The following is a 26,287-nucleotide window of genomic DNA, read 5'->3' on the forward strand; positions in this document are numbered from 1 at the left end:
AGGAGAAACACATGAAAATTCGCGCACAAATTGCGATGGTGCTGAACCTGGACAAATGCATCGGTTGCCACACCTGCTCAGTCACCTGCAAAAACGTCTGGACCAGCCGACCCGGCGTGGAATACGCCTGGTTCAACAACGTGGAAACCAAGCCCGGCATTGGCTACCCCAAGGACTGGGAAAACCAGGACAAGTGGAACGGCGGCTGGACCCGCAAGGCCGATGGCTCGATCGAGCCCAAGCAGGGGGGCAAGTGGAAACTGCTGATGCGGATTTTTTCAAATCCCAACATGCCGCAGATCGACGACTATTACGAGCCCTTCACCTACGACTACGAGCACCTGCAAGGCGCGCCCGAGTCCAAGGCCACGCCCACGGCGCGCCCGCGCAGCCTGATCACCGGCCAGCGCATGCAAAAGATCGAGTGGGGCCCCAACTGGGAAGAAATCCTGGGCGGCGAGTTCAGCAAACGCAGCAAGGACGCCAACCTGGCCAACTTTGACCAGGTGCAAAAAGACATGGTGGGCCAGTTTGAGAACACCTTCATGATGTATTTGCCCCGCCTGTGCGAGCACTGCCTGAATCCGGCGTGTGTGGCGTCTTGCCCTTCGGGCTCGATCTACAAGCGCGAAGACGACGGCATTGTGCTGATCGACCAGGACAAGTGCCGCGGCTGGCGCATGTGCGTGAGCGGCTGCCCCTACAAAAAGATTTACTACAACTGGCAAAGCGGCAAGGCTGAAAAATGCATCTTCTGCTACCCCCGCATTGAAGCCGGTCAGCCCACCGTGTGCTCGGAAACCTGTGTGGGCCGCATCCGTTACCTGGGTGTGGTGCTGTACGACGCCGACCGCATCGCCGAAGCGGCCAGCACCGAAAACGAGAAAGACCTGTACCAGGCGCAGCTGGACATTTTCCTGAACCCGCACGACCCGAAGGTGATCGAGCAGGCCCGTCTGGACGGCATTCCCGAAGCCTGGCTGGAAGGCGCACGCAACAGCCCCGTCTACAAAATGGCGATCGACTGGAAAGTAGCCTTGCCGCTGCATCCCGAGTACCGCACGCTGCCCATGGTCTGGTATGTGCCACCGCTGTCGCCCATCACGGCGGCCGCCAATGCAGGCCATGTGGGCATGAACGGCGAGCTGCCCGATGTGTCGCAAATGCGCATTCCGGTGCAGTACCTGGCCAACTTGCTCACCGCGGGTGACACCGCGCCCGTGACCCGCGCGCTGGAACGCATGCTGGCCATGCGCACCTACCAGCGCAGCAAGCATGTGGACGGCGTGGACAACCTGGCGGTGCTGGAGCAAACCGGCCTGACGGTGGCCCAAGTCGAAGAGATGTACCACGTCATGGCGATTGCCAATTACGAAGACCGTTTCGTGATTCCCAGCTCGCACCGGGAATACGCCGAGAACACCTTTGACATGCGCGGCGGCTGCGGCTTCTCGTTTGGCAACGGTTGCTCGGACGGCCAGTCCGAGGTCAGCCTGTTCGGTGGCGACAAGCGTCGCACCATCCCCATCCAGCCCGTCGTTTGAAGCGAGGTCTTTCATGAAGAACAACCGATATTCATTGCGCGTGCTGTCCCAGTTGCTGTCTTATCCGGACACCGAGTTGCGAGCTCAGCTGCCTGAGTTGCTGCCCGTGCTGAAGGAAGAGGGCGCCTTGAGCGCTGGCCGTCAGGCCGAACTGCAGACCTTGGTATCCCACCTGCTGCGTCTGGACACCATGGACGCCGAGGCGCGTTATGTGGAAACCTTTGACCGGGGCCGCGCCACCTGCTTGCACCTGTTCGAGCATGTGCATGGCGACTCGCGTGACCGGGGGCCGGCCATGATCGACTTGAGTCAAACCTACGCGCAATCGGGCCTGTTTTTGTCGCCTGACGAGCTGCCCGACCATCTGTGCGTGGTGCTGGAGTTCGCATCGACCCAGACGCCCGAGGTGGCCAAGGCCTTTCTGGGCGAGATGGCGCACATTCTGAACGCCATCTTCAGCGCTTTGCTCAAACGCGAAAGCCCCTATGCGGTGGTGTTGGCGGCGGTGCTGGAGCTGGCCGGGCACAAGGCCCAGGCCGCGCAGATCGTGGCCGACGAGCCGCTGGACGAGAGCTGGCGCGAGCCCGAGGCCTTTGATGGCTGCAGCACACGCGGCCAGGCCCGTCCGGGCGAGGCGCAGCCCATCCACATTGTCAGAAAAACCTCTACCCAAACCCGGGGAGTTGCAGCATGAACTACTTCGACCATTTCATTTTTGGCATTTACCCCTACATCGCGCTGAGCGTGTTTTTGCTCGGCAGCCTGATCCGCTTTGACCGCGATCAGTACAGCTGGAAGAGCGATTCCTCGCAACTGCTGCGCAAAGGCCAGTTGCGTTGGGGCAGCAACCTGTTCCATGTGGGCGTGCTGTTTTTGTTTGGTGGGCACAGCGTGGGCATGCTCACGCCGCATTTCATGTACGAGCACATCATGAGCGCGGGCGACAAGCAGTTGCTGGCCATGGTCTCAGGCGGTGTGTTTGGCGTGCTGGGCTTCATCGGCGTGACGCTGCTGTTGCACCGCCGCCTGTTTGACGTGCGCATCCGCGTGAACAGCCGCGCCAGCGACATCGCGCTGCTGGTCTTGCTGTGGGCGCAGTTTGCGCTGGGCCTGGCCACCATCCCGCTGTCGGCCCAGCACCTGGACGGCAGCATGATGCTCAAGCTGGCCGAGTGGGCGCAGCGCATCGTCACCTTCCGAGGTGGTGCGGTGGAGTTGCTGGCCGAAGCCAGCTGGGTCTTCAAGGCCCACATGTTCCTGGGCATGAGCATCTTCTTCATCTTCCCGTTCACGCGGCTGGTGCACGTCTGGAGTGGTTTCGGCACGCTGGCCTATGTGGTGCGTCCGTACCAGGTGGTGCGCAGCCGCCGTGTGGGCATGACGCCCCGGCCGCCGTTCGGCCGTGGCTGATCGGGTGTTGAAATTTTTGAAACCATTGCACACAGGGCTTCACCATGACTTTTGACACCTTGACAGAAAACCAGTCCGCCACATCCGGTGCAGGTTCTTGCGGCAGCGGCTCTTGTGGCTGCGGCAGTGCAGTGCCGTCTTCGGCTTATGAGCGCACGGCGGCTGCCATGTCCGCGTTAGCCGGTTCAGCGCAGACCGACGAGGCCAGCGATGTGCTGCCTGCCGTGGCGCCCGCCATCAATGGCATCGCCTTGCTCGCCTCCGGCGAGAGCCTCCCCGCAGAAGACCTGCTGGAGCGGGCACACGCCGAACTGCTGCGCCAAGAGGCCGTCCGGCTGGATATGCTGCCTCGCCACGCTGGCCTGACAGCGCCTGAACTGAGCGCCGACGATCAGGCGGTGATCGACCGCATGCTGGAGGCCGAGGTCGCTTCGCCCCAGCCCACACCCGAAGAAGCGCAGCGTTACTACGACGCCCACCAGGCGCAATTCACCGTGGGCCAGGCACGCCGGGTGCGCCACATTTTGTTTGCCGTCACGCCCGGGGTGAACGTGCCCGCGCTGGCGCAACGTGCCGAAGCGGCTTTGCTGGAACTGTCCAATAAGTCGGTGCAGCCCGAGCGCTTTGCGCAATTGGCGGCCGAGTTGTCCAACTGCCCATCGGGCGCGCAAGGCGGTGATCTGGGCTGGCTCACGCCTCAGGACTGTGCACCTGAATTCGCCAAGGAATTGTTCTTCCTGGCCGAGTCCAGCCAGAGCACGGGGCTGCGGCCACGTCTGGTGCACACGCGCTTTGGTTTCCACATCGTCGATGTGCTCGAAGTGAACCCCGGCCATTTGCCTTCGTTTGAACAGCTGAAGGCGCAGATCGCTGCGCGCCTGCAATGGCAGTCACGCGCCACCGCCTTGGGGCAGTACATGCGCCGACTGGTCGGCCTGGCGCAGGTCGAGGGCCTGGAACTGGACGGGGATGCCTCGCCCCTGGTGCAATGAACGAACCAGCGCTGCCCGACGCGTCCGATGAGCTGCTGCAGCGTTTGCAGCGCTTTCATGCGGATTATTTTCCGCTGCACCAGCAGCGGTTTCAGGATCTGGTGGCGCAGGGGCAGCACCCCAAAACCTTGTTCATCGGGTGCTCGGATTCGCGCTTGGTGCCTTACCTCTTGACCGGCACCGGGCCGGGCGAGTTGTTCATCGTGCGCAATGTGGGCGCGCTGGTGCCGCCCTTCGATGGCTCGCACGGGCTGCACGGCACCATGGCAGGCATCGAGTTCGCGGTGCTGCAGCTGCATGTGCGGCGCATCATCGTGTGTGGGCACAGCCACTGCGGTGCCATTCGCACCGCTTACGAAGGCGCACCCGAAGAAGCCAAGGCCTTGCAAAGCTGGCTCAAGCTGGCCGACGAGGCCCTGCTGCCGGTGCGGCCCAGCCCCGAGGCCTTACTGCGCACCGAGCAGCGTTCGGTGGTCTTGCAGCTCGAACGCCTGATGGACTACCCCATGGTGCGGCGCGAAGTCGAAGCCGGGCGCCTGACCTTGCACGGCTGGCACTATGTGATCGAAGAGGGCGAGGTGCATGTGTTCGATGTGCAGCGGGGCGATTTTGTGCCAGCATCGCTGTCGTCGCACAGCGGTACTGGGCCGTTTGCGCCGTATGTGGAGCACGATGGCCAGATCATTTCGGAGTGAGCGCGATGAGGGATATGACATGAGCGATGCAGAGACCGCGAATGCGCCACGGCTGGCCAGCCAGTGGATCGCTTCGCGCCAGACCGTTTTGCCCAAAAGGTTGGTGGCCCCCGGCCCCAATGCGGCTGAACTCGAACAATTGTTTCAGGCCGCTGCGGCCGCGCCGGACCACGACCTCATCAACCCCTGGCGCTTCTTGATCATTCCCGAGCACAAAAGGGTCGATCTTGGCGAGCTGTTTGCCTCTGCCTTGCTGGAGCGTGACCCCAGCGCATCGGTCGAGCAACTGGAGCAGGCACGCGACAAGGCCCTGCGGGCACCCTTGTTGATGCTGCTGATCGTGGACGAGGCCAAAGGCTCTGCCGACATCGACATGCACGAGCGGGTGCTGAGTGCGGGCTGCGCAGTGCAGAACCTCATGCTGCTGGCCCATGCCATGGGCTATGGCTCGGGTTTGACGAGCGGCAAAGCGCTCAAGGCCGCTTCTTTTCGTGCCGATCTGGGGCTGGACGCTGCGGAGCATGCCATTTGTTGTTTGAGCGTGGGCACGGTCAGCTCACGCAAACCCTTCAAGCCACGCCCAGAGATGCAGCAATTCACCCGCATCTGGGGAGACAAAGCGTGACCGACTCCAGCGCTGCAGGCGCGGGTTTGCCGGGCTTGCGTTCACCCAGTGTGGGCTTTGAAGCGCCGTTTGAGATGCTTTCGGCTTGTCATGAGCGGGTTGAGCGCATGCTGGATTTGCTCGCACGGCTCAGGTCGCACCTGTTGACAAACGGGTGTGACGCGCAAGCCGCGACCGCGGCCACGGACGTGATGCGCTACTTCGACTTGGCTGCCCCGCAGCACCACCTGGACGAAGAGCTGCATGTTTTCCCGGCGGTGCTGGCTTTACACGATGGACGCCTGGGTTTGCTGGTGGTCCGGCTCCAGCGGGATCACCGGGACATGGAAAAGCGCTGGGCAGCTGTTCGCCAGGCGCTGGCGCGTGTGGCGCACGCGGACGCCAAAAATCGGAGGCCTTTCAGCGATGTGGACCAGGCCGACATGGACGCGTTTGTGACCATCTATAAGGACCACATCAAGGCTGAGGAAGAGCAGGTGTATCCGCAGGCCAAGCAAGCACTGAGCTTAGACCAACTGGTAGTCATGTCGCGAGACATGGTAGGCCGAAGAGGCCGCTGATCTTTTTTTTCTAAAAGGAGCACAGGTTTTCTGTTAAAGTAATTCATCAATTACTTATTTGATCGCACAATGTCCATTCGCACCAAACAAAGAACGCAAGACCGTCAAATCGGTTTGGTTCAGGCGGCCTTGGAATTGGCGGCGCAAAAAAGCCCGGCGGAAATCACCACTGCGGAGCTTGCACAGGCGGTAGGAATTACCCAAGGTGCGGTGTTCAAGCATTTCCAGAGCAAGCAAGCTATATGGGTGGCCGTGATGGAAGCCGTGCAGCAAGACCTCATGACACGACTTCAGACCGAAGTGACAGCGCATATCGCAGCGGGGGGGGCACTGACGGCTTTGAAGGCGGTGTTCACGGCGCACATTGATTTTGTTCTTCAATACCCAGGGGTTCCACGCTTGATCTTTCAGGAATTGCAGCACGCAAAACCGACAGCTCTCAAAGACCGCGCGCAGGCCTTGATGCTGGCCTACCGCCAATTGGTGGTGGGATTGTTGGATCAAGCACGGACTCAAGAGCACATTTCGCCCCACATTGATACCCATGCGGCCAGCGCGCTGTTCATGGGGGCCATTCAAGGCTTGGTCATGCAGTCAATGATGGCGGGTACGTTGGCTGGCATGAAAACACAAGCATTGAAGGTTTATGACATTTACGCCAAGGGCCTACTGGCCCCCGTGCCTCAACCCTTGAAGGAAGCACAATGAATTGGGCTCGATGGAACAAACGCCGCTGGATGGTCGTGCTCGGGACCTTGGCACTTTGTGTGTTGATGGCTTGGGTCGCATTTCGCGTGGGACCTTTGGCACCGGCGAAGATCACGGTGCTTGAGGTTCAACGTGACTCCTTGACACCGTCTGTATTTGGCGTGGGCACGGTCGAAGCGCGTCAATCTTGGCTCATGGGGCCCACTGTTGCCGGGCGCGTGTTGCGGGTGCATGCAGATGTGGGGGAATTCGTCAAAAAGGGCCAATTGCTGGCTGAAATGGACCCCGTTGATTTGGACCAACGCTTGCTGGCGCAAGAGGCGGCGGTGGCCAAAGCCAGCAGTGTGCAAATGGCGGCACGGGCGCAATTGGCCGACGCGCAGGCTCGACGGGCCTTGGCAAGCACCAATTTGTCACGTCAAAAAGATTTGGCTCGCCAAAACTTCATCAGCCAGGGCGCACTGGAAGGGCGGGAGCAGGAGTTGACTTCGGCCGAAGCTGCTGTGCAGACGGCCCAAGCCAATGTGCAAGCTGCAGCTCAAGACGCACAGCGACTGCAGGCTGAACGCTCGGCTGCCGCCTTGCTTCGGCAAAACAGCCGTTTGATAGCCCCCGCAGACGCCGTGGTGCTCAGCCGTGACGCCGAATCGGGCAGCACCGTTGTTGCTGGCCAACCTGTGCTGCGTCTGGCCAATCCTGCCAGTCTGTGGGTGAAGATGCGCGTGGATCAAAGTCGGTCTGAGGGCTTGGCGATGGGCTTGCCGGCACGGATCGTGTTGAGGTCACAGCCACAAAATCCTTTGTCTGGGCAGGTGGAACGCGTCGAATGGTTGGCCGATGCGGTGACCGAGGAGCGCGTGGCACAAGTTGGTTTTTCCCAGCTGCCGCGTGGAGCTTCGATTGGTGAGATGGCCGAAGTGACCTTGTCGCTGAGCCCTTTGACCGATGCCCTTGTCGTGCCTCAAGCCAGTGTGCAGCAGCACCTTGGCCGCAGTGGTGTCTGGCGAGTGGTTGAGGGCCAGATCGGCTTTGTGCCGGTGCAATGGGGCATGGCCAGTCTGGATGGGCGTGTTCAAGCCCTCAGTGGTTTGCAAGCCGGCGACACGATCGTGGTGTACAGCGAAAAACCGCTCAAACCCGGCTTGCACTTTCAGGTGGTGGACGTCCTGGTCAAAAAGGGCCACCCATGATCAGTTTGGCCATGCGGGACATTCAGCACAGTTGGGCCAAGTTTGTCCTGACGGGTCTGGGTCTTGGCTTGTTGATCGGGGTGACGCTCACCATGGCTGGGGTGTTTCGCGGCATGGTGGACGATGCGCAAGCTTTGCTCAACAACAGTGGTGCTGATTTGTGGGTGGTTCAAAAGGACACGCAGGGCCCTTATGCCGAAAGCTCCAATTTGAAAGACGATGTGGTTCGCGCCATTGTGGGCTTGCCCGGTGTTGCCAAAGCCGCCAACATCACTTACTTCACGATGCAAATCAAGTCGGTTCATGGCCGTGAAGCACGTGCGATGGTGGTGGGCATCGAGCCGGGGGCCATGGGTTTGCCTGGCCAGCCGGCCCACTTGGTAGCAGGTCGACACCTGACGCACAGTCACTATGAAGCTGTGGCCGATACCAAAACAGGTTTGTCGCTGGGTGAGCGTGTGCGGATTCGTCGCCATGACCATGTGGTGGTGGGTTTGACGCAAAGGATGGTGTCGTCGGGTGGAGACCCCATGGTGTTCATTGCCTTGAAAGATGCGCAGGAAGCGCAGTTTCTCAAAGACAACGATGCCATCGTCAATGACCGTGTTCGCACGGCAAACAATCCGGCTTTCAATCGCCCTGGGGTGCCCGGTTTGCTGGATGCGGCCCAAAACCAGCAAAACACCAGCCGCAGTGTGAATGCTGTGTTGGTGCAAGTGGCCTCGGGTTGGTCTGCGCAAGAAGTGGCAGAGCCTATTCGCCGATGGAAACATTTGACGGTTTACACGCGCAGCGACATGGAAGAAATTCTGGTGCAAAAGCTCATTGCCACCTCAGCCAAACAGATTGGCATGTTTTTGGCGATTTTGGCCGTGGTCAGTGCTGCAATTGTTGCTTTCATTATTTACACAATGACTTTAGGCAAGATCCGTGAGATCGCTGTGCTCAAGCTCATCGGCACGCGCAACGCGACCATTGCCAGCATGATTTTGCAACAAGCCCTGGGTTTAGGCGTCATCGGTTTTGTGGTCGGAAAAGTGGCTGCCACGCTGTGGGCACCTGTGTTTCCCAAGTTTGTCCTGTTGTTGACACAAGACGCGGCGCTGGGTTTTGTGGCCACGCTGCTGATCTGTGCGCTGGCCAGCACATTGGCCATTCGCGTGGCCTTGCGTGTGGATCCGGCGCAAGCCATTGGTTGAAAGGGCATCACATGATTTCGAACCAGGGCGGCATCCGCATCGACAATCTCCGCAAAGTCTATGGGCATGGTGATACAGCTGTCGAGGCCCTCAAAAATGTGAACATGCAAGTGGCCCCGGGAGAGGTTGTCGGGCTGGTTGGACCCTCAGGTTCGGGTAAAAGCACTTTGCTCAAGTGCCTGGGCGCGATCATCGAGCCGACGTCAGGTCGGATGACACTCGGTCAGGACATCATTTATGACAACGGCTGGCAGACCTCGGATTTACGGGCATTGCGCCGGGATCGCATTGGTTTTGTGTTTCAGGCACCCTACCTGATTCCCTTTTTGGATGTGACTGACAATGTGGCCCTGCTGCCCATGTTGGCTGGTGTACCCAATGCACAAGCTCGCGCACGGGCGCTGGAGTTGCTCGGGGCACTCGATGTTGCACATCGTGCCCAGGCCGAGCCAGCGCAATTGTCAGGAGGCGAGCAGCAGCGCGTGTCGATTGCCCGGGCGTTGGCCAACAAGCCGCCCGTTATTTTGGCGGATGAACCCACAGCCCCCCTGGACAGTGAACGCGCCTTGGCGGTGATGCGGATCTTGAACAACATGGCGCGACAAGCGCAAACCGCCATCATTGTGGTCACGCACGATGAAAAAATCATCCCGACATTTCGTCGGATTTATCACATCCGTGATGGACAAACGGTGGAAGAGCAAGGCGAAGGCCGTGCACTGGACTGATACACGTCTTTAAAGAATACAGAGTTTTAAATCAGGAGTATTGAAATGACCGTTAGCAAAATGATCAACATCATGGCCGGGTTCATGGTGACCTTGGGTCTGGCCTTGGCGCACTTCAATGGCCAAGCCGATTTGAGTCAACCCAGCTGGCTGTGGCTGTGCGCATTTGTCGGCTTGAACCTTTTCCAGTCAGGCTTCACGGGTGTTTGCCCAGCAGGCAAAATTTTCAAGTTGTTGGGTATCAAAGAAACGGGCGATTCATGCTGCTCACATTAAGTTGAAGTGGTGCCCCTGTTGCGGTATCAAAACCGCCCCAACGCCTGCATCTTCCAGGCCAGCCACAGCTTGCGCAGCGGTGTCAGCGCAATGCGCTGGTGCAGCACCTGAAAGCCCGAGGCTTCGATCTCGCGCAGCAAGGTGCGGTAAATGCTGGCCATCATCAGGCCGGGTTTTTGAGCGCGGCGGTCGGCGGCGGGCAGCAGGGCCAAGGCTTCGTCGTACAGGGCATGCGCGCGGTCGGTCTGGAACTTCATCAGCGCTTTGAAGTGGTCTGAATACGCGCGCTGCATCAGGTCCTGCGCCTTGACGCCAAAGCGCTGCTGTTCGTCCAGCGGCAGGTAGATGCGCCCGCGCAGGGCGTCTTCGCCCACGTCGCGGATGATGTTGGTCATCTGAAAGGCCAGGCCCAGCTTGTGCGCATAAGCGGTGGTGGCTTCGTCGGTCTGGCCAAAGATGCGGGCAGCGACTTCGCCTACCACACCGGCCACCAGGTGGCAGTATTTCGTCAGCCCCGCAAAGTCCAGATAGCGGGTCTGGTTCAGGTCCATCTGGCAGCCTTCGATCACGGCCAGCAGATGGCGGCTCTCGATGCCAAAGGGCTGGGTGTGCGGCATCAGCGCATGCATGACCGGGTGCGTGGGCTGGCCTGCGTAGGATTGCAGCACTTCTTTTTGCCACCAGGCGAGTTTGGTGGCGGCCACGCTGGGGTCTTTGATCTCGTCGACCACATCGTCCACTTCGCGGCAAAACGCATAAAACGCGGTGATGGCCGCACGGCGCTCGGGCGGCAAAAACAGGAAGGCGTAATAGAAACTGCTGCCCGAGGCGGCGGCTTTTTGCTGGACGTAGTCTTGCGGGCTCATGGGCTGGGATTCTCGCACCGAAAGAAATGCCCCTGGGCGGGTGCCAGGTGGGATGTCAAGCGGGGTGCGTGCCCGTCAATTGCTGGAATTGCCGGTCCAGCACAGCACGGCTGCCCAAGCCCAGTGCGATGCGCCAGAGCAGGGCGTTGATTTCGCTGCGCGGCATTTTGACGCGCTGGGTCAGCGCGGCTGGTCCGGCTTGGCGCAGCAGCGCGATGGTGCGCGCACCGATCAAGGCAGGCAGGGCGCTGGCCAGGCGCAGTCGCAGCGGTTGGAGGGCCAAGGCATAACGCATGCCCTCGGCCAGTTGCGCTTGGGTGTGGTCCAGCCAGGCGGTGTAGAGCGGGGCCAAGGCTTGCAGGGTGTTGGCATCGCCGGTTTGGGCAGCTCGTGCCAGCACTTCCGGGGTCAGGCCCGCATGCGCCAGGGTTTCTTCTGGCCAATAGCAGCGCCCGGTGGCCAGGTCGGCACCGGCGTCACGGATGATGTTCAGGCGCTGCAGGCCCATGCCGTAGGCACGGCCGATGCGCATCATCTCGGCCTGCGGCAGCAGGCTGTAGCCGGGCAGGTGGCGGCCACACAACTCGGTCCAGAACTCGCCCACGCAACCGGCCACCAGCCAGATGTAGTCGCTCAGCTCGGCCTCGGTCTGCAAAGCGTGCAGGCCGGGGCCAAAGCGGGCCATGTCCAGCTGTTGGCCGCGGGTGATGTGGCCCAGCACCTGGCGCACGCTGGCCTGGTCAGCGGGGTGCAGGGTGTGCAAAAGCGGCAGGCATTGGGGCAGGGCTTGCATCAGGGCGCGCTCGTGTGGGTCGGTTTGTTGCGCGGCAAAGGCCTGGGTCAGGCGCTGGAGTTCTGGGTGGTCCGAGGCCGAAGTGTCGGGTTTGGCGATGGCCCGTGTCATGAGTTCCAGCAAGACCTGCCGCTCGGCCAGGGGCAGGGCGGTGGTGTCGGCCACGGTGTCGGTGGCGCGGGCCAGCAGGTAGCCGATGCCCACAGGCGCTTGCAGGGCCGGGGGCAAGAGGCGGATGGTCAAGCCAAAAGAGCGGGAGACGCCTTGCAGGATGGTTTTTTGTGCAGAGTTCAGCCCGCTTGGCTGAGCGCTCGAAAATAAGGGGGTATGGCGCATGGTCAATGGCTATTGTCGCTTGACACCGCCGGTGACTTTGAATAGATTACTAACCAGTCAGTCATTATCTTTTTCCGGAAACCCCATGCCCATCACCTGGTCACTCGCCAAGCGGCGAGTTTTTCATTTGTGCGCGAGCGCAGCTTTTTTGACAACTTTGGCAGCATGTTCCAAGCAAGAGGCACCGCAGGAGCCCTTGCGCTCGGTCAAATTGATCACGGTGTCAGCGGGCGAATTGAATGTGTCAGGCGAGTATTCGGCCGAGGTGCGTGCGCGTGTGGAGTCCCGCCTGGGGTTTCAGGTGGCGGGCAAATTGGTGGAACGCCCGGCGGAGTTGGGCCAGCGCGTGACGGCTGGCCAGTTGTTGGCCCGCATCGATGCGCAAGACTACCAATTGGCCGCTCAAGCCGCACAGGCCCAGGTGAGCGCGGCGCAAAGCCAGCGCGATTTGGCCGCAGCAGAATACCAACGCTTTGAGGCCTTGAAGGCGCAAAACTTCATCAGCGGTGCCGAGCTGGAGCGCCGCGAGGCCAGCCTGAAAGCCGCTGATGCGGCGCTGAACCAGGCCAAAGCCCAGGCGCAGGCACAAGGCAACCAGGCGGGTTATGCCCGCTTGAGCGCCAGCCACGCTGGCGTGATCACGGGCGTCGAGGCCGAGGTGGGGCAGGTGGTTTCGGCGGGGCAGCCTGTAGTGCGTCTGGCGCATGACGGCCCGCGTGACGCGGTGTTTGCCGTCTCCGAGCAAACCGCTTTGGCCCTCAAGCCAGGGCAAAGCATGCAGGCCATCTTGGCCAGCACAGGCCAACCGCTCCAGGGCAAAGTTCGTGAGCTGGCCGCCAGCGCCGATCCGGTCACGCGCACCTATGCCGTCAAGCTGGCCTTAGAGGCATCCGAGCGCTTGCCATTGGGGGCCACCGTCCATGTGCTGGCGGCCGATTTGCCGGGCAGCCAGGCTGCGGTGATCAAGCTGCCGACCAGCGCCCTGCGGCAAGAAGGCGCCGGTACGGTGGTCTGGGTGCTGGACGAGGCGAGCATGACCGTCAACACCCAGGCGGTGCAGGTCGGCACGGTGGACGGCAACGCGGTGGTCATCACCGCGGGCCTGAAACCAGGGCAGAAAGTGGTGAGTGCGGGCGTGCATGTCTTGTCACCCGGCCAGAAGGTCACGGTGTACGGCGCTGCACCTCTGGTTGCGCCCGCTGCTGCCGCTTCAGCCCCAAGGTGACCGCATGAGCAGCACCGACAACACCCGATTCAACCTCTCGCGCTGGGCGCTGGAGCACCCGGCCCTGACCCGCTACCTGATGGTGGTGCTCATGCTTTTGGGCATGGCGTCTTACTTTCAGTTGGGGCAGGACGAAGACCCACCCTTCACTTTCCGCGCCATGGTGGTGCGGGCGTATTGGCCCGGTGCCACCGCCGAGCAAGTGGCCGAGCAGGTGACCGACAAGATCGAGCGCACGCTGCAAGAGGTGCCGTTTGCCGACAAGATCCGCAGCTATTCCAAGCCGGGTGAAGCGCAGATCATTTTCCAGATCAAGGACAACTCCAAACCCGGCGATGTGCCCCAGGTTTGGTACACAGTGCGCAAAAAGATCGGCGACATGCGCAGCAGCTTGCCGCAGGGCGTGGTGGGCCCGTTTTTCAACGATGAATTTGGCGATGTTTACGGCGTCATTTACGCTTTAAGCGGTCAGGGTTTCACGGCGGCCGAGCTCAAGACCCAGGCCGACAACCTGCGGCAGGATTTGCTGCGCGTGCCCGATGTGGCCAAAGTGGAGCTGTTTGGTGCCCAGGACGAAAAGGTCTTCGTCGAGGTGTCGCAAAAGAAGCTGGCGCAAATGGGCCTGGACATGGGCGCGGTGCTGGCCCAGCTGAACCAGCAAAATGCGGTCGAGTCGGCGGGCAGTTTGCAGTCGCCCGCCGATGTGGTGCAGGTGCGTGTGGGTGGACAGTTCCAGAGCCTGGCCGACTTGCAAGCCATGCCGATTCGCGGCGCTTCAGGTGCGCAAATCCGTTTGTCCGACATCGCCACCGTGACGCGCGGCTACATGGACCCGCCCTCGGTCAAGGTGCGCCACGACAGCCAGGAAGTGATTGCGCTAGGCGTGTCCATGGCCAAGGGCGGCGACATCATCGCCCTGGGCAAATCCTTGAGGGGTGCGGTGGCTGCTGCACAGGCCAATTTGCCTGCGGGCATGAATCTGACGCAGGTGCAGGACCAGCCCAGCGCCGTGTCCAACTCGGTCAACGAGTTCATCAAGGTGCTGATCGAGGCGGTGGTGATTGTGTTGGCGGTGAGCTTTTTGGCGCTGGGCCTGCACAAGCGGCCCGGCCACCACCCTTTGTGGCGGCGCTGGACGCTGGACATCCGGCCCGGCCTGGTGGTGGGCATCACCATCCCGCTGGTGTTGGCGGTCACCTTTTTGGCCATGCATTACTTTGGCATCGGCCTGCACAAAATCTCGCTGGGCTCGCTCATCATTGCCCTGGGTTTGCTGGTGGACGACGCCATCATCGCGGTGGAGATGATGGTGCGCAAGATGGAGGAGGGCTACGACAAGGTGCGTGCCGCCACCTTTGCCTATGAACTCACCGCCATGCCCATGCTCACGGGCACATTGATCACGGCAGCAGGCTTTTTGCCCATCGGCATGGCCAAGTCGATGACCGGTGAATACACCTTTGCGATTTTTGCGGTCACGGTGGTGGCGCTCTTGGTCAGCTGGGTGGCTTCGGTTTATTTCGTGCCCTACCTGGGGGCGTGGTTGCTCAAACCGCCAGCACATGCGGTGTCGGCAGAGCACCTGGATTCGGCAGAGATGTTTGACACGCCGTTTTACCGGCACTTTCGCACCTGGGTGACCTGGTGCGTCACGCACCGCTGGAAGACGATTGGCATCACCGTGTTCTTGTTCGTGATGGGCATTGTGGGCATGGGCAAGGTGCAGCAGCAGTTCTTCCCTGATTCCTCGCGTCCTGAAATCATGGTCGACTTGTGGCTGCCCGAGGGCTCGCCCTTCAAGGCCAGCGAAGACATCGCCAAACGGGTGGAGCAACGTTTGGCCCAAGAAGACGGCGTGAAGTCGGTCACGGCCTGGGTGGGCTCGGGCGTGCCGCGCTTTTATTTACCACTGGATCAGGTCTTTCCACAGACCAATGTGTCGCAGCTGATCGTCTTGCCCCATGACCTGAAAATCCGTGAAGTGCTGCGGGCCAAGCTGCCTACCTTGCTGGCTCAAGAGTTTCCCGAAGTGCGCGGGCGTGTGAAATTGCTGCCTAATGGCCCGCCTGTGCCTTACCCGGTGCAGTTTCGCGTGGTCGGGCCGGAGCCCAAGGTCCTGCGCGTGAAGGCCGACGAGATCAAGGTACAAATGCGCCAAAACGCCAACACGCGCGGTGTGAACGACAACTGGAACGAGTCGGTCAAGTCGGTGCGGCTCGAAGTCGACCAAGCCAAGGCACGCGCCTTGGGCGTGACCAGCCAGTCGATTGCGCAGGCTTCGCGCACCTTGCTCAGTGGCTCCACCGTGGGCCAATACCGCGATGGCGACAAACTGATTGACATCTTGCTTCGCCAGCCACTGGCCGAGCGCGACGCCTTGTCGGATCTGTCTCAGGCCTATGTGCCCACGGCCTCGGGCAAGTCGATTCCGCTGCTGCAGATCGCCACCCCGGTGTTTGCCTGGGAGCCTGGGGTGATGTGGCGCGAGGGGCGGCAGTTCGCCATCACGGTGCAGTCCGACATCGCCGAAGGTTTGCAGGGGGCCACAGTGACGGCTCAGTTGCTGCCAGAACTGAAAAAGACCGAGGCCAGCTGGCAGGGCCAAGGCTTGGGCGGCTACCGCATCGAGGTGGCGGGCGCTGTGGAGGAAAGTTCCAAAGGCTCGGCCTCGATCGCGGCAGGTGTACCGGTCATGCTGTTCATCACCTTCACCTTGCTGATGCTGCAGCTGCAAAGCTTCAGCCGCGCGATGCTGGTGTTCTTGACCGGCCCGTTGGGCATGGCGGGTGTGGCAGGCGCATTACTCGTGTTGGATCGGCCCTTTGGCTTTGTGGCACTGCTCGGTGTGATTGCGCTCATGGGCATGATCCAGCGCAACTCGGTGATTCTGATCGACCAAATCGAGCAGGACCGGGCGGCGGGCGTGGTGCCCTGGCAGGCCATTGTGGAGTCGGCCGTGCGGCGTTTGCGTCCCATCGTGCTCACGGCGGCTGCGGCGGTGCTGGCCATGATCCCGCTGTCGCGCAGCATTTTCTGGGGGCCGATGGCGGTGGCCATCATGGGCGGTCTGATCGTGGCCACGGCGCTCACTTTGCTGGCGCTGCCGGCCATGTACGCTGCCTGGTTCAGAATTGAGCGCCCAAATCAAGCCCGTGCCTGAATTTGGCCAATTGAAGCGGCTAAAATAGAAAGTTGACCGATTTCAAGCGGGCGGTCAGGTGCGTCAGGTGGCTTTCATGCCCAGCGACAAGCCTGACGCCCTTTTTGTTTGGACCTGCGCGGGTGGCGAAATTGGTAGACGCACCAGGTTTAGGTCCTGACGGTGGCAACACTGTGCGGGTTCGAGTCCCGCCCCGCGCACCAACCGACTTGTGGCCAAGGGGGCAATCCTGTGGCCTGAGAGACATTCAATTAACCGAGAACGACGATGACTGTGACTGTTGAAACCCTGGAAAAGCTGGAACGCAAGATCACCCTGACTGTGCCCGTGACGGCCATTCAGTCTGAAGTGGATGTACGCCTGAAGAAAATGGCCCGCACCGTCAAGATGGACGGTTTCCGTCCGGGCAAGGTGCCCATGAATGTGGTCGCTCAGCGCTATGGTTACTCGGTTCAGTATGAAGTGTTGAACGACAAAGTAGGCGAGGCTTTTAGCAAAGCCGCCAACGAAGCCCAGGTGCGCGTCGCCGGCCAGCCACGTATCTCCGAAAAAGAAGGCGCGCCAGAAGGCGAGCTGAACTTTGAAGCCATTTTTGAGGTTTACCCTGAAGTCAAGCTGGGTAATCTGGCCGACACCGAAGTGGAAAAACTGACGGCAGAAGTGTCGGAAGCCGCGATTGACAAGACCATCGACATCCTGCGCAAGCAGCGCCGCACCTTTGCCCAGCGCGCCCAAGACGCCGCTGCCCAAGACGGCGACCGCGCCACCATCGACTTCGAAGGCAAGATCGACGGTGAAGTGTTTGCTGGCGGCAAAGCCGAAGACTTCCAGTTCATTTTGGGCGACGGGCAGATGCTCAAGGAATTTGAAGACGCCGTGCGCGGCATGAAGTCCGGCGAAAGCAAGACCTTCCCCTTGGCTTTCCCTGCCGACTACCACGGCCAAGACGTGGCCGGCAAAACCGCCGACTTCCTGGTCACCGTCAAGAAAATCGAAGCCGCCAACCTGCCTGAAGTCAACGAAGCCCTGGCCAAGTCCCTGGGCATCGCCGATGCGACTGTGGAAGGCCTGCGCGCCGACATCCGCAAGAACCTCGAGCGTGAAGTGAAATTCCGTTTGCTGGCCCGCAACAAGCAAGCCGCCATGGACGCTTTGGTCGCCAAGGCCGAGCTGGACCTGCCACAGGCCATCGTGCAAAACGAAATCGAGCGCCTGAAAGAGGGTGCCCGTGCCGATCTGAAGCAGCGCGGCATCAAAGACGCCGACAAGGCCCCGATCCCTGATGACATCTTCCGCCCCCAAGCTGAGCAGCGCGTGCGCCTGGGCTTGGTGGTGGCTGAAGTCGTGCGCGGCAACACCTTGCACGCCAAGCCAGAGCAGATCCAGGCCCACATCCAGGAACTGGCCTCCAGCTACGAGCGTCCCGATGACGTGGTGCGTTGGTACAACAGCGACAACCAGCGCATGGCCGAAGTCGAAGCCGTGGTCATCGAGAGCAATGTGTCCGATTTCGTCCTGGCCCAGGCCAAAGTGGTCGAGAAAGCCATTTCTTTCGAAGAGTTGATGGGTCAGCAGGCCTGATCGGTCATTTGAATCCTTGAAATCCCTTGAGTATGGGGCTTGTGCCGGGCTTGCAGTTCGGCTGACAAGCCCCATCTCATTGGTGGGCTTGAAAACCCGGTTAAAGTCATCCATGAAATTTCTGGAGAAAAGATGAGCGCACTGGACATCACAAATTTGGGCATGGTCCCCATGGTCGTCGAGCAGTCGGGCCGTGGCGAGCGGGCTTACGACATTTATTCGCGCTTGCTCAAGGAGCGCGTGATCTTTTTGGTGGGTGAGGTCAATGACCACATGGCCAACCTGATCGTCGCCCAGTTGCTGTTTTTGGAGAGTGAAAACCCCGAAAAGGACATCTCGTTGTACATCAACTCGCCCGGCGGCTCGGTGAGCGCTGGCATGGCGATTTACGACACCATGAGCTTCATCAAGCCCGATGTGTCCACGCTGTGCAACGGTATGGCCGCCAGCATGGGCGCATTCCTCTTGTCTTCGGGGGCCAAGGGCAAGCGTTTTTCGCTGCCCAACTCCAAGATCATGATCCACCAGCCTTTGGGCGGTGCGCGGGGCCAGGCCACCGAAATCGAAATCGCTGCCCGCGAGATCGTCAAGACGCGTGCGCACCTCAACCGCATCCTGTCCGAGAACACGGGTCAGCCGCTCGAGAAGATCGAACTCGACACCGAGCGCGACTATTACTTGTCGGCCACCGAGTCCAAAGACTACGGCTTGATTGACGAAGTCATTTCCAAACGCGCTTGAGGGTGGCCGGGCTTTCCGGCACCCTGGCTGACGGCGTTGACCCCCAAAGGGTGAACGCCGTTTTTCTTTCGTTATCATTGACCAATCACGGATACCAAGGCGACATTTATGGCCGATAAAAAAGGCTCGACCACTGAGAAAAACCTGTTCTGCTCCTTTTGCGGCAAGAGCCAGCACGAGGTCAAGAAGTTGATCGCAGGTCCGTCGGTGTTCATTTGCGACGAATGCATTGATTTGTGCAACGACATCGTGCGCGATGAATTGGCCACCACCACGGTGACCGAAGGCGCCAAAGAGGGTTTGCCCACCCCGCTGGACATCAAGACCAACCTCGACAATTACGTGATCGGGCAAGAAAAAGCCAAGCGCAGTCTCGCTGTGGCGGTGTACAACCATTACAAACGCCTCAAGCACAAAGAAGGTGCCAAAAAAGACGACGTCGAGCTGGCCAAGAGCAATATTTTGCTGATCGGCCCCACGGGTTCGGGCAAGACCTTGCTCGCGCAGACCATGGCCCGCATGCTGGACGTGCCGTTCGTCATGGCCGATGCCACCACGCTGACCGAAGCCGGTTATGTGGGCGAGGACGTGGAAAACATCGTGGCCAAGCTGCTGCAGACCTGCAATTACGACGTCGAACGTGCTCAGCGCGGTATTGTTTACATCGACGAGATCGACAAGATCACCCGCAAGTCCGACAACCCCTCGATCACACGCGACGTGTCGGGCGAGGGCGTGCAACAGGCCTTGCTCAAGCTTGTCGAAGGCACCATGGCCAGCGTGCCCCCGCAAGGCGGACGCAAACACCCCAATCAGGACTTTTTGCAGATTGACACGACCAACATCCTGTTCATTTGTGGCGGCGCATTTGCTGGCCTGGAAAAAGTCATTGAAAACCGCACCGAATCGGGCGGCATTGGTTTTGGCGCCACCGTCAAGAGCAAGAAGCAGCGCTCGCTGACCGATGTTTTCAACGAAGTCGAGCCTGAAGACCTGATCAAGTTTGGCCTGATTCCCGAGCTGGTGGGGCGTTTGCCGGTGATTGCCACTTTGGCCGAGCTGACCGAAGAGGCTTTGGTGCAGATCCTCACCGAGCCCAAAAATGCGGTGGTCAAACAGTTCACGAAACTGCTGGCCATGGAAGGCGTCGAGCTCGAAGTGCGCCCGAACGCACTGACGGCCATGGCCCGCAAAGCATTGGCCCGCAAGACCGGTGCACGTGGTTTGCGCTCCATCATGGAGCAGGCGCTGATCGACACCATGTTTGAATTGCCCAACCAGGCGAATGTCGAAAAAGTGGTGGTGGACGAGTCCGTCATCGATGACAACAAGCCGCCACTGCTGGTTTACCGCGAGTCGGCCAAGCAGGCCTGAACCACTGGTGCCCACCGCCATGAATACCCCTTCGCGTCTGTGGGTTGAAATCGCGGTTACCGCATCCATGTGCTTTGAATTGACCTGAGGGACACACCATGTCTGGACACACACCTTTGCCATCCGCCCCGATTGAATTGCCCATGTTGCCACTGCGCGATGTTGTGGTGTTCCCTCACATGGTGATCCCACTGTTTGTGGGGCGCCCCAAGAGCATCAAGGCCTTGGAGTCGGCCATGGCCGCCGAGCGCCGCATCATGTTGGTGGCTCAAAAAACCGCCGCCAAGGACGAGCCCGCCATCGACGACATGTTCGATGTGGGCTGCGTCTCGACCATCTTGCAGATGCTCAAGTTGCCCGATGGCACGGTCAAAGTCCTGGTCGAGGGCCAGCAGCGTGCGCAGGTGTTGTCCATTGTGGATGGCGAGGCCCACTTCGTGGCCACGGTCACCCCGGTGGAGCCTGCGGCCGAGCAGTCCGATGCCAGCAGCGATATCGAAGCTTTGCGCCGGGCCGTGATGCAGCAGTTTGACCAGTACGTCAAGCTCAACAAGAAGATTCCGCCGGAAATCCTCACCTCGATTTCCAGCATTGACGATGCCGGTCGCCTGGCCGATACCATCGCCGCACACCTGCCCTTGAAACTGGAGAACAAGCAGCAAGTGCTGGACCTGTCCAATATCAAGGCCCGTCTGGAGAACTTGTTTGCCCAGTTGGAGCACGAAGTCGACATCCTGAATGTGGACAAGCGCATCCGCGGTCGCGTCAAGCGCCAGATGGAAAAAAACCAGCGTGACTTTTACCTGAACGAACAGGTCAAAGCCATTCAGAAAGAACTGGGCGAAGGGGAAGAGGGTGCGGACATCGAGGAAATCGAGAAGAAGATCAAGTCCGCCAAGATGTCAGCCGAGGCCCGCAAAAAGGCCGAGGGCGAGTTGAAAAAGCTCAAGCTCATGTCGCCCATGTCGGCCGAAGCGTCGGTGGTGCGCAACTACCTCGACGTGCTCACTGGATTGCCCTGGGGCAAGAAAACCAAACTCAAACACGACCTGGGCAATGCCGAGGACGTGCTGAACCAGGACCACTTCGGTCTCGACAAGGTCAAGGACCGCATCCTCGAATACCTCGCGGTCCAGCAACGTGTGGACAAGGTCAAGGCACCGATTCTGTGCTTGGTCGGGCCACCTGGCGTGGGCAAGACCTCGCTGGGCCAGTCGATTGCCAAGGCCACGGGTCGCAAATACGTGCGCATGGCGCTCGGCGGCATGCGCGACGAGGCCGAAATTCGCGGCCACCGCCGCACTTACATTGGGGCTTTGCCCGGCAAGGTGCTGCAAAACCTGAACAAAGTCGGCACCAAGAACCCCCTGTTCTTGCTGGACGAGATCGACAAACTGGGCACGGACTTCCGGGGTGACCCGTCCAGCGCGTTGCTGGAGGTGCTGGACCCTGAGCAAAACCACACCTTTGGTGACCATTACGTCGAGGTCGATTTCGACCTGAGCGATGTGATGTTCGTGGCCACCTCCAACTCGATGAACATCCCTTCGGCCCTGCTGGACCGTATGGAAGTGATCCGTTTGTCTGGCTACACCGAAGACGAAAAGACCAGCATCGCCATGAAGTACTTGTTGCCCAAGCAAATGAGCAACAACGGCGTCAAAGAATCCGAGCTGCAGGTCACGGAAGATGCGGTGCGCGACGTGGTGCGCTATTACACACGAGAGGCCGGTGTGCGCTCGCTCGAGCGCGAGTTGGGCAAGATTTGTCGCAAGGTCGTCAAGGCCTTGCTGCTCAAGCAAATGAAGCCCCAGGTGGTGGTCAATGCCGACAACCTCAACGACTTTTTGGGTGTGCGCAAATACACCTATGGCCGTGCCGAGCAAAAGAACCAGATTGGCCAGGTGGTCGGTTTGGCCTGGACCGAGGTGGGCGGCGATCTGCTGACCATCGAAGCCGCCTTGATGCCCGGTAAGGGCGTCATCACCCGCACCGGTTCGCTGGGCGATGTGATGAAAGAGTCTGTCGAAGCCGCGCGCACCGTTGTGCGCAGCCGTTCGCGTCTTTTGGGCATCAAGGACGAAGTCTTTGAGAAGAAAGATCTGCACATCCACGTGCCCGATGGCGCGACCCCCAAAGACGGTCCCAGTGCCGGTGCCGCCATGACCACGGCCATGGTCTCGGCCATGACGGGTATTCCGGTGCGTGCCGATGTGGCGATGACCGGCGAGATCACCCTGCGTGGTGAGGTCACGGCCATTGGGGGGCTCAAGGAAAAGCTGTTGGCTGCTTTGCGAGGGGGCATCAAGACCGTTTTGATCCCCGAGGACAACGTGAAGGACCTGCAGGACATTCCCGGCAATGTCAAAAACGGTCTGGAAATCGTGCCCGTCAAGTGGATCGACCAGGTTCTGGAAGTGGCCTTGGAAGCCAAACCCACGCCGTTGAGCGACGAAGAGGTGGCGGCTGCAGCCTTGCCGGCTGTGACGGCCACGGTCAAAACCGAAGCCGTGAAACATTGATGCAAAATTTTCAGGCTGGCGCCAAAGTCAGCCTGAAATTGCATTACAATTTGACCATTCCAGCGAACGAGGCATACAATGCCAAGTTTTCTGAAATACGCGGGAATAGCTCAGTTGGTAGAGCGCAACCTTGCCAAGGTTGAGGTCGCGAGTTCGAGCCTCGTTTCCCGCTCCACATACCGAAAGAAGTACCAACGTCTTTCAAAATTTTTGATTTGCGGGAATAGCTCAGTTGGTAGAGCGCAACCTTGCCAAGGTTGAGGTCGCGAGTTCGAGCCTCGTTTCCCGCTCCAGACATATGAAAGAAGTACCAACATCTTTCAGACCAATGGGAAGCACCAGCTTCCCATTTTTGTCACCGTGATAAGGATTTTGGCGCGATAGCAAAGCGGTTATGCAACGGATTGCAAATCCGTCTAGCCCAGTTCGACTCTGGGTCGCGCCTCCAAACAAAAATGCCTCAGTGGTTCATGCTACTGAGGCATTTTTTATATGTCGTGAGCTTTTCAGTTGGCGCGAGCCACCCACACAGTCGCGCCTTCTGGGCCGTACAGCTCGGCGTGGGCTACGTCTCGCGCCAGCCGGAAGAAGTCGCCCGCCTTCAGGTGTTTGACTTCTTCACCCACTGTGAGCCAGTATTCGCCACGCACCACATAGGCGCTGACATCGAAAGGGTGGGTGTGGGTGTCAAGGTTGAGGTTGGCATCCCACTCGCGGACGATGATTTCGTCGAAGCCTTCCTCCAAGGATTGGGCTGTGAACGATGTCAGTGTGGGAGAGTTCATGGGTTCACCTCGCTTATGAAAACCCGATCTTAAGCAGCCATGTCCAGCCATGCAGTCGCCTAGCTGTCATTACCCGGCCAGGCTGTTGAGCGTTTCACCAAACTTTGCCAGCGCAGTAGACGATGGCCGGAAAGCTGCTGAGCCATGCCCAGAAAAAACGGTTGAGGCCGAAAAACCAGAACACCAAAAAGTGAAAAAGTGAGGCCGCCGCACACAGCACCAGTGCTGCGCGGACATTGAGCAGGGCGAGGGGAAAGCAGCCCTCCCAGAGGGTGAAGGACCAAGCGCATAGCCGTGCGACTTTGGGGTTTCGGAAAATGCTGTTGTCTGGCAGCGGGCCATACACGCCTGAGTCCAGGAACAGTGTCAAGGCCTGCCCAGAGCGCCATTCCGGGCGTAACAGTTTTACCCAGCCAGACACAAAATAAGAGCTGACGGTCTGCAAGCTGATGTACCAAAACCCGGCTAGCCAACCCAAGGAGACATCTGCGATTGCACCCACCATGTGGGCGAGGAGCAAGCCAGACAGGCCAACCAGAGTCATGAAGTCGCTGCCACCATTGAAGGCACCACGCCAGCGCAAAAGCAGCAGTACAGCCATCAAAAAAAGCAGCGCAGCGCCTGCCAGACCCAGCAGGCCCAGCATCAAAGCCATGGATAAAACCAGCCGCAAGCACAGCATGGTTCGGTAAGGTCTGGGCTGCAGGAGTAGGGTAAGGCTTGATTTGAGCCATGCGGGTTGAGTTGGAATCTCTTGCGCCAGGACGGACCAATCGGTCACCCGGTCCAGCGAGGGCAGTCGCAGGTATTCCAGGGTTTGCAGCACCAGGCTGAGGCCCAGCAGCACTTCAAAAATGCGGACGGCCAGTGTCAGTTCCATCAACGCAGCACCGGAGATTGCAGCATGAGATCACTGCGGTTGCTTCCGGGCAACTCCATGCGGATCTCGAACTGATAGGCTGACAACTTGCCGATGGTAAGTTGCGCCATCACGGCTTGATCGTTCCGGGAGCCGCCCTCGACGGCCTGTCGGGCGAGCTGACTGACCAGTTGGTAGGTGACGCGGTCGCGGATATCGGCACCTTCTGGCAAATCGTTGATGTCGTTGGCCAGGTGGTCCACCAGGTTTTGGTGTGTCAAGGCCAAATTGACGGCCGGATTGTGGAACAGGTGCCAGGCTTGTCTGGGCAGGCGGGGGTAAACCAGTCGCCAGACGCTCCAGCCGCCAGACACGGACTGAGCGCGAACATACAAGCGCGGAGCCGGGCTGATGCCGTGGTAGAACTTCCAGTTGGGGAAAAAGGCGCGAAAGAAGAACAGCCAAGGTCCGTCGATGACCCCCCAGCGCTTGCGCAAGTTGATCGCCAGCAAGGCGAAATAAGCCACGATCAAGAGGGTGGTGAAGTCCATGTGGGCAGTTTATCGCCAGTTGAAACGACCCAGTCGGCTTCTACAGTGACCACTTGAAAGCAGGGTAGGAGCTAAAAAGGCCCATTCTTGTGGCTTAATATCGTTTTGTATTTTTTATCCGGAGCCACAGATGGGCAACAAAATCGTCACAGAAGCAGATCGTAAATTCACCCCTCCACTGCCCACATTGCCTGGCGTCACCCTGCGTACGGGTGGTCGTGGCCAGCGCGTGAGCCTGGAGCGCGGCGTTGCTACACGCAGCAAGAAAAACCCCGGCAAGCGCTCCAAAAAGGGCGGTTGAACCCGGTGCGCCCGGCGCTTTGCCGGGCCAGTGCCTAGCCACTGATGGCCTCAGTGGCTTTTTTTTCGATTTTTTACGGTATCCAGGAGAGCTGAATGTTGATTTCTTATGGCGCCGTTTTAGTGGCGGGCATCATGCCGGTGGTGTGTGCTGGCATTGCCAAATCGGGCTTCAAGGGCTATGACAACAGCGACCCCCGAGCCTGGTTGTCCCGCCAAACAGGTTTCAGAGCTCGGGCCAATGCGGCGCAAGCCAACTGCTTCGAGGCGTTCCCATTTTTTGCCGTGGGCGTCATCTTGGCATTGCTCACGGGGGTCGACCCGCACACGGTCGATTCGCTGGCCCTGGTTTTCATTGTTGCGCGTTTGGCGTATGTGTTTTGCTATGTCACCGACAGGGCCAAATGGCGCACCATGGTCTGGTCGGCCGGCTACCTTGTAGTCGTGGCGCTGTTTGCGTTGGCGATGCTGAATTTGCAGGTCAATTGAAACAGAAACACCGCGTTATCAAGGCACAATAAGCGTTCTGCCCCGGTGGTGAAACTGGTAGACACACCGGACTTAAAATCCGTTGCTTCGTGAATAACGGGCGTGCCGGTTCGATTCCGGCCCGGGGCACCATTTCAGGAAGACATCATCATGAACCACGACAACGCACCGCTTGAGATTCACGTGCATGGTGATGTGCCGATCAAACCCGGCACCGACATCCAGGCGATCCAAGAGGCGCTCAAGCCCCTTTGGCGCTACGCCGGGGCTCGCACGCTGAGTGAGGGGGCTGTCAGCCTGTATGAAGAAGAGCCAGGTATCCGTTTTGATGCCAGCGCCCAGCGTCTGAACATGTGCTGGACCGTGCGTGGCGACGATGACTTTCGCATGGTGATGGACGACTTGTGCATGAACCTCAATGAGTTGTCCGCCTCTGGCACTCAGATCGAGGTGACCTTTTACGACACCGAGTTCGATGAAGAGGACGAGGCCAGCGGGTCCGAGTCGCGTGACGATTTTGTGATGCTGTTTGTGGGGCCCGATCCCGGCGCCATCATGCAGGCCCAACGCGATTTGCTGGTGCACGACGTGGTCAACATGATGGAGCGCCATTTTGATGGGGCTGAGTTGTCCGGCGTGGTGTCTGAAATCGATAAGCTCTTTAGCCAACGCTTTGACAGCTTGGTCAGCTCGCTGGACATCGGCAAACCGCCGCGTGGCCCGGGCGGCAGCAGCGGTCACGGCGGTGGTGGACGCCGCCCACGCCATTTGCACTGAT

Annotated in this window: 26 protein-coding genes and 5 tRNA genes; 26 read left to right on the plus strand and 5 right to left on the minus strand. The window is 59.8% G+C overall.

Features of this window, described 5'->3' with window-relative positions; translation table 11 throughout:
* Positions 1-11 precede the first annotated feature (11 nt).
* The 12 genes from narH to ACHEXL_RS05440 all read left to right on the plus strand — a co-directional run bounded on the left by narH (position 12) and on the right by ACHEXL_RS05440 (position 9,927).
* Complete coding sequence (gene narH, locus ACHEXL_RS05385) at positions 12-1,544, plus strand: nitrate reductase subunit beta (protein WP_416560990.1); 1,533 nt, start codon at positions 12-14, stop codon at positions 1,542-1,544.
* A gap of 13 nt (positions 1,545-1,557) precedes the next feature.
* Positions 1,558-2,238 (plus strand): nitrate reductase molybdenum cofactor assembly chaperone, encoded by a 681-nt coding sequence (gene narJ, locus ACHEXL_RS05390; protein WP_416560991.1) that lies wholly within the window; start codon positions 1,558-1,560, stop codon positions 2,236-2,238.
* Positions 2,235-2,954 (plus strand): respiratory nitrate reductase subunit gamma, encoded by a 720-nt coding sequence (gene narI, locus ACHEXL_RS05395; protein ID WP_416560992.1) that lies wholly within the window; start codon positions 2,235-2,237, stop codon positions 2,952-2,954. The genes narJ and narI overlap by 4 nt, the downstream gene beginning before the upstream one ends.
* Positions 2,955-2,998: 44 nt before the next feature.
* Positions 2,999-3,946: a peptidylprolyl isomerase gene (locus ACHEXL_RS05400; protein ID WP_416560993.1), complete on the plus strand. Its 948-nt coding sequence runs from the start codon at positions 2,999-3,001 to the stop codon at positions 3,944-3,946.
* Positions 3,943-4,641 carry a carbonic anhydrase gene (locus tag ACHEXL_RS05405; protein WP_416560994.1) on the plus strand — a complete coding sequence of 233 codons (699 nt, stop codon included), beginning with the start codon at positions 3,943-3,945 and terminating at the stop codon, positions 4,639-4,641. The genes ACHEXL_RS05400 and ACHEXL_RS05405 overlap by 4 nt, the downstream gene beginning before the upstream one ends.
* A gap of 19 nt (positions 4,642-4,660) precedes the next feature.
* Positions 4,661-5,266, plus strand: a complete 606-nt coding sequence (locus ACHEXL_RS05410; protein ID WP_416560995.1) for a nitroreductase family protein — start codon at positions 4,661-4,663, stop codon at positions 5,264-5,266.
* Positions 5,263-5,826: a hemerythrin domain-containing protein gene (locus ACHEXL_RS05415; protein ID WP_416560996.1), complete on the plus strand. Its 564-nt coding sequence runs from the start codon at positions 5,263-5,265 to the stop codon at positions 5,824-5,826. The genes ACHEXL_RS05410 and ACHEXL_RS05415 overlap by 4 nt, the downstream gene beginning before the upstream one ends.
* Positions 5,827-5,955: 129 nt before the next feature.
* Positions 5,956-6,534 carry a TetR/AcrR family transcriptional regulator gene (locus tag ACHEXL_RS05420; protein WP_416560997.1) on the plus strand — a complete coding sequence of 193 codons (579 nt, stop codon included), beginning with the start codon at positions 5,956-5,958 and terminating at the stop codon, positions 6,532-6,534.
* Complete coding sequence (locus ACHEXL_RS05425) at positions 6,531-7,724, plus strand: efflux RND transporter periplasmic adaptor subunit (RefSeq protein ID WP_416560998.1); 1,194 nt, start codon at positions 6,531-6,533, stop codon at positions 7,722-7,724. The genes ACHEXL_RS05420 and ACHEXL_RS05425 overlap by 4 nt, the downstream gene beginning before the upstream one ends.
* Positions 7,721-8,923 (plus strand): ABC transporter permease, encoded by a 1,203-nt coding sequence (locus tag ACHEXL_RS05430; RefSeq protein ID WP_416560999.1) that lies wholly within the window; start codon positions 7,721-7,723, stop codon positions 8,921-8,923. Before ACHEXL_RS05425 ends, ACHEXL_RS05430 begins: the two co-directional genes overlap by 4 nt.
* An 11-nt stretch (positions 8,924-8,934) precedes the next feature.
* Positions 8,935-9,651, plus strand: coding sequence for an ABC transporter ATP-binding protein (locus tag ACHEXL_RS05435; RefSeq protein WP_416561000.1), 717 nt, complete (start codon positions 8,935-8,937; stop codon positions 9,649-9,651).
* Between the two features lie 45 nt (positions 9,652-9,696).
* Positions 9,697-9,927, plus strand: a complete 231-nt coding sequence (locus ACHEXL_RS05440; RefSeq protein WP_416561001.1) for a YgaP family membrane protein — start codon at positions 9,697-9,699, stop codon at positions 9,925-9,927.
* Between the two features lie 26 nt (positions 9,928-9,953).
* On the opposite strand, the gene hpnD is transcribed toward ACHEXL_RS05440, so the two are convergent.
* Together hpnD and ACHEXL_RS05450 are read right to left on the minus strand one after the other, a co-directional pair.
* Entirely contained in the window at positions 9,954-10,793 is an 840-nt protein-coding gene (gene hpnD / locus ACHEXL_RS05445) for a presqualene diphosphate synthase HpnD (protein ID WP_416561002.1), read from the minus strand.
* 55 nt (positions 10,794-10,848) lie between these two features.
* On the minus strand, positions 10,849-11,922 hold the full coding sequence (locus tag ACHEXL_RS05450; protein WP_416561003.1) for a phytoene/squalene synthase family protein: 1,074 nt from the start codon (positions 11,920-11,922) through the stop codon (positions 10,849-10,851).
* A gap of 85 nt (positions 11,923-12,007) precedes the next feature.
* Here ACHEXL_RS05450 and ACHEXL_RS05455 point away from each other — a divergent pair, with 85 nt between their 5' ends.
* The 10 genes from ACHEXL_RS05455 (at position 12,008) to ACHEXL_RS05500 (ending at position 22,973) form a co-directional block, all read left to right on the plus strand.
* Positions 12,008-13,147 carry an efflux RND transporter periplasmic adaptor subunit gene (locus tag ACHEXL_RS05455; protein WP_416561004.1) on the plus strand — a complete coding sequence of 380 codons (1,140 nt, stop codon included), beginning with the start codon at positions 12,008-12,010 and terminating at the stop codon, positions 13,145-13,147.
* A 4-nt stretch (positions 13,148-13,151) separates the two neighbouring features.
* Entirely contained in the window at positions 13,152-16,307 is a 3,156-nt protein-coding gene (locus tag ACHEXL_RS05460) for an efflux RND transporter permease subunit (RefSeq protein WP_416561005.1), read from the plus strand.
* A gap of 116 nt (positions 16,308-16,423) precedes the next feature.
* Positions 16,424-16,510 (plus strand) — tRNA-Leu (locus ACHEXL_RS05465).
* 64 nt (positions 16,511-16,574) lie between these two features.
* A complete protein-coding gene (gene tig, locus ACHEXL_RS05470) occupies positions 16,575-17,888 on the plus strand; it encodes a trigger factor (protein WP_416561006.1) in 1,314 nt (437 codons plus the stop codon).
* A 132-nt stretch (positions 17,889-18,020) separates the two neighbouring features.
* Complete coding sequence (clpP, locus tag ACHEXL_RS05475) at positions 18,021-18,629, plus strand: ATP-dependent Clp endopeptidase proteolytic subunit ClpP (RefSeq protein WP_416561007.1); 609 nt, start codon at positions 18,021-18,023, stop codon at positions 18,627-18,629.
* A gap of 108 nt (positions 18,630-18,737) precedes the next feature.
* Complete coding sequence (clpX, locus tag ACHEXL_RS05480; protein ID WP_416561008.1) at positions 18,738-20,003, plus strand: ATP-dependent Clp protease ATP-binding subunit ClpX; 1,266 nt, start codon at positions 18,738-18,740, stop codon at positions 20,001-20,003.
* 98 nt (positions 20,004-20,101) lie between these two features.
* Positions 20,102-22,525 carry an endopeptidase La gene (lon, locus tag ACHEXL_RS05485; protein ID WP_416561009.1) on the plus strand — a complete coding sequence of 808 codons (2,424 nt, stop codon included), beginning with the start codon at positions 20,102-20,104 and terminating at the stop codon, positions 22,523-22,525.
* A 99-nt stretch (positions 22,526-22,624) separates the two neighbouring features.
* Positions 22,625-22,700 (plus strand) — tRNA-Gly (locus ACHEXL_RS05490).
* Positions 22,701-22,742: 42 nt separating this feature from the next.
* Positions 22,743-22,818, plus strand: a tRNA-Gly gene (locus ACHEXL_RS05495).
* 81 nt (positions 22,819-22,899) lie between these two features.
* A tRNA-Cys gene (locus tag ACHEXL_RS05500) sits at positions 22,900-22,973 on the plus strand.
* A gap of 58 nt (positions 22,974-23,031) precedes the next feature.
* Here ACHEXL_RS05500 and ACHEXL_RS05505 read toward each other — a convergent pair.
* From ACHEXL_RS05505 to ACHEXL_RS05515, 3 genes are all read right to left on the minus strand, one after another.
* Positions 23,032-23,310 (minus strand): cupin domain-containing protein, encoded by a 279-nt coding sequence (locus ACHEXL_RS05505; protein WP_416561010.1) that lies wholly within the window; start codon positions 23,308-23,310, stop codon positions 23,032-23,034.
* Positions 23,311-23,404: 94 nt separating this feature from the next.
* Positions 23,405-24,190, minus strand: a complete 786-nt coding sequence (locus ACHEXL_RS05510; RefSeq protein WP_416561011.1) for a hypothetical protein — start codon at positions 24,188-24,190, stop codon at positions 23,405-23,407.
* Positions 24,190-24,720: a hypothetical protein gene (locus ACHEXL_RS05515; protein ID WP_416561012.1), complete on the minus strand. Its 531-nt coding sequence runs from the start codon at positions 24,718-24,720 to the stop codon at positions 24,190-24,192. Before ACHEXL_RS05515 ends, ACHEXL_RS05510 begins: the two co-directional genes overlap by 1 nt.
* 130 nt (positions 24,721-24,850) lie before the next feature.
* Between ACHEXL_RS05515 and ACHEXL_RS05520 the strand changes: the two genes are divergently transcribed.
* The 4 genes from ACHEXL_RS05520 (at position 24,851) to ACHEXL_RS05535 (ending at position 26,286) form a co-directional block, all read left to right on the plus strand.
* Positions 24,851-25,021, plus strand: a complete 171-nt coding sequence (locus tag ACHEXL_RS05520; RefSeq protein ID WP_199220036.1) for a hypothetical protein — start codon at positions 24,851-24,853, stop codon at positions 25,019-25,021.
* A 95-nt stretch (positions 25,022-25,116) separates the two neighbouring features.
* The gene (locus ACHEXL_RS05525; RefSeq protein ID WP_416561013.1) at positions 25,117-25,509 is read left to right on the plus strand and encodes an MAPEG family protein; all 393 of its coding nucleotides are present in this window, start codon (positions 25,117-25,119) and stop codon (positions 25,507-25,509) included.
* Positions 25,510-25,548: 39 nt separating this feature from the next.
* Positions 25,549-25,641 (plus strand) — tRNA-Leu (locus ACHEXL_RS05530).
* An 18-nt stretch (positions 25,642-25,659) separates the two neighbouring features.
* Entirely contained in the window at positions 25,660-26,286 is a 627-nt protein-coding gene (locus ACHEXL_RS05535; protein ID WP_416561014.1) for a DUF6806 family protein, read from the plus strand.
* The last annotated feature ends 1 nt before the right edge of the window (position 26,287 follow it).

It is taken from the genome of Limnohabitans sp. YIMB22184 (assembly GCF_048020265.1).
In the GTDB taxonomy this organism is placed as follows: Bacteria; Pseudomonadota; Gammaproteobacteria; order Burkholderiales; family Burkholderiaceae_C; genus Limnohabitans_A.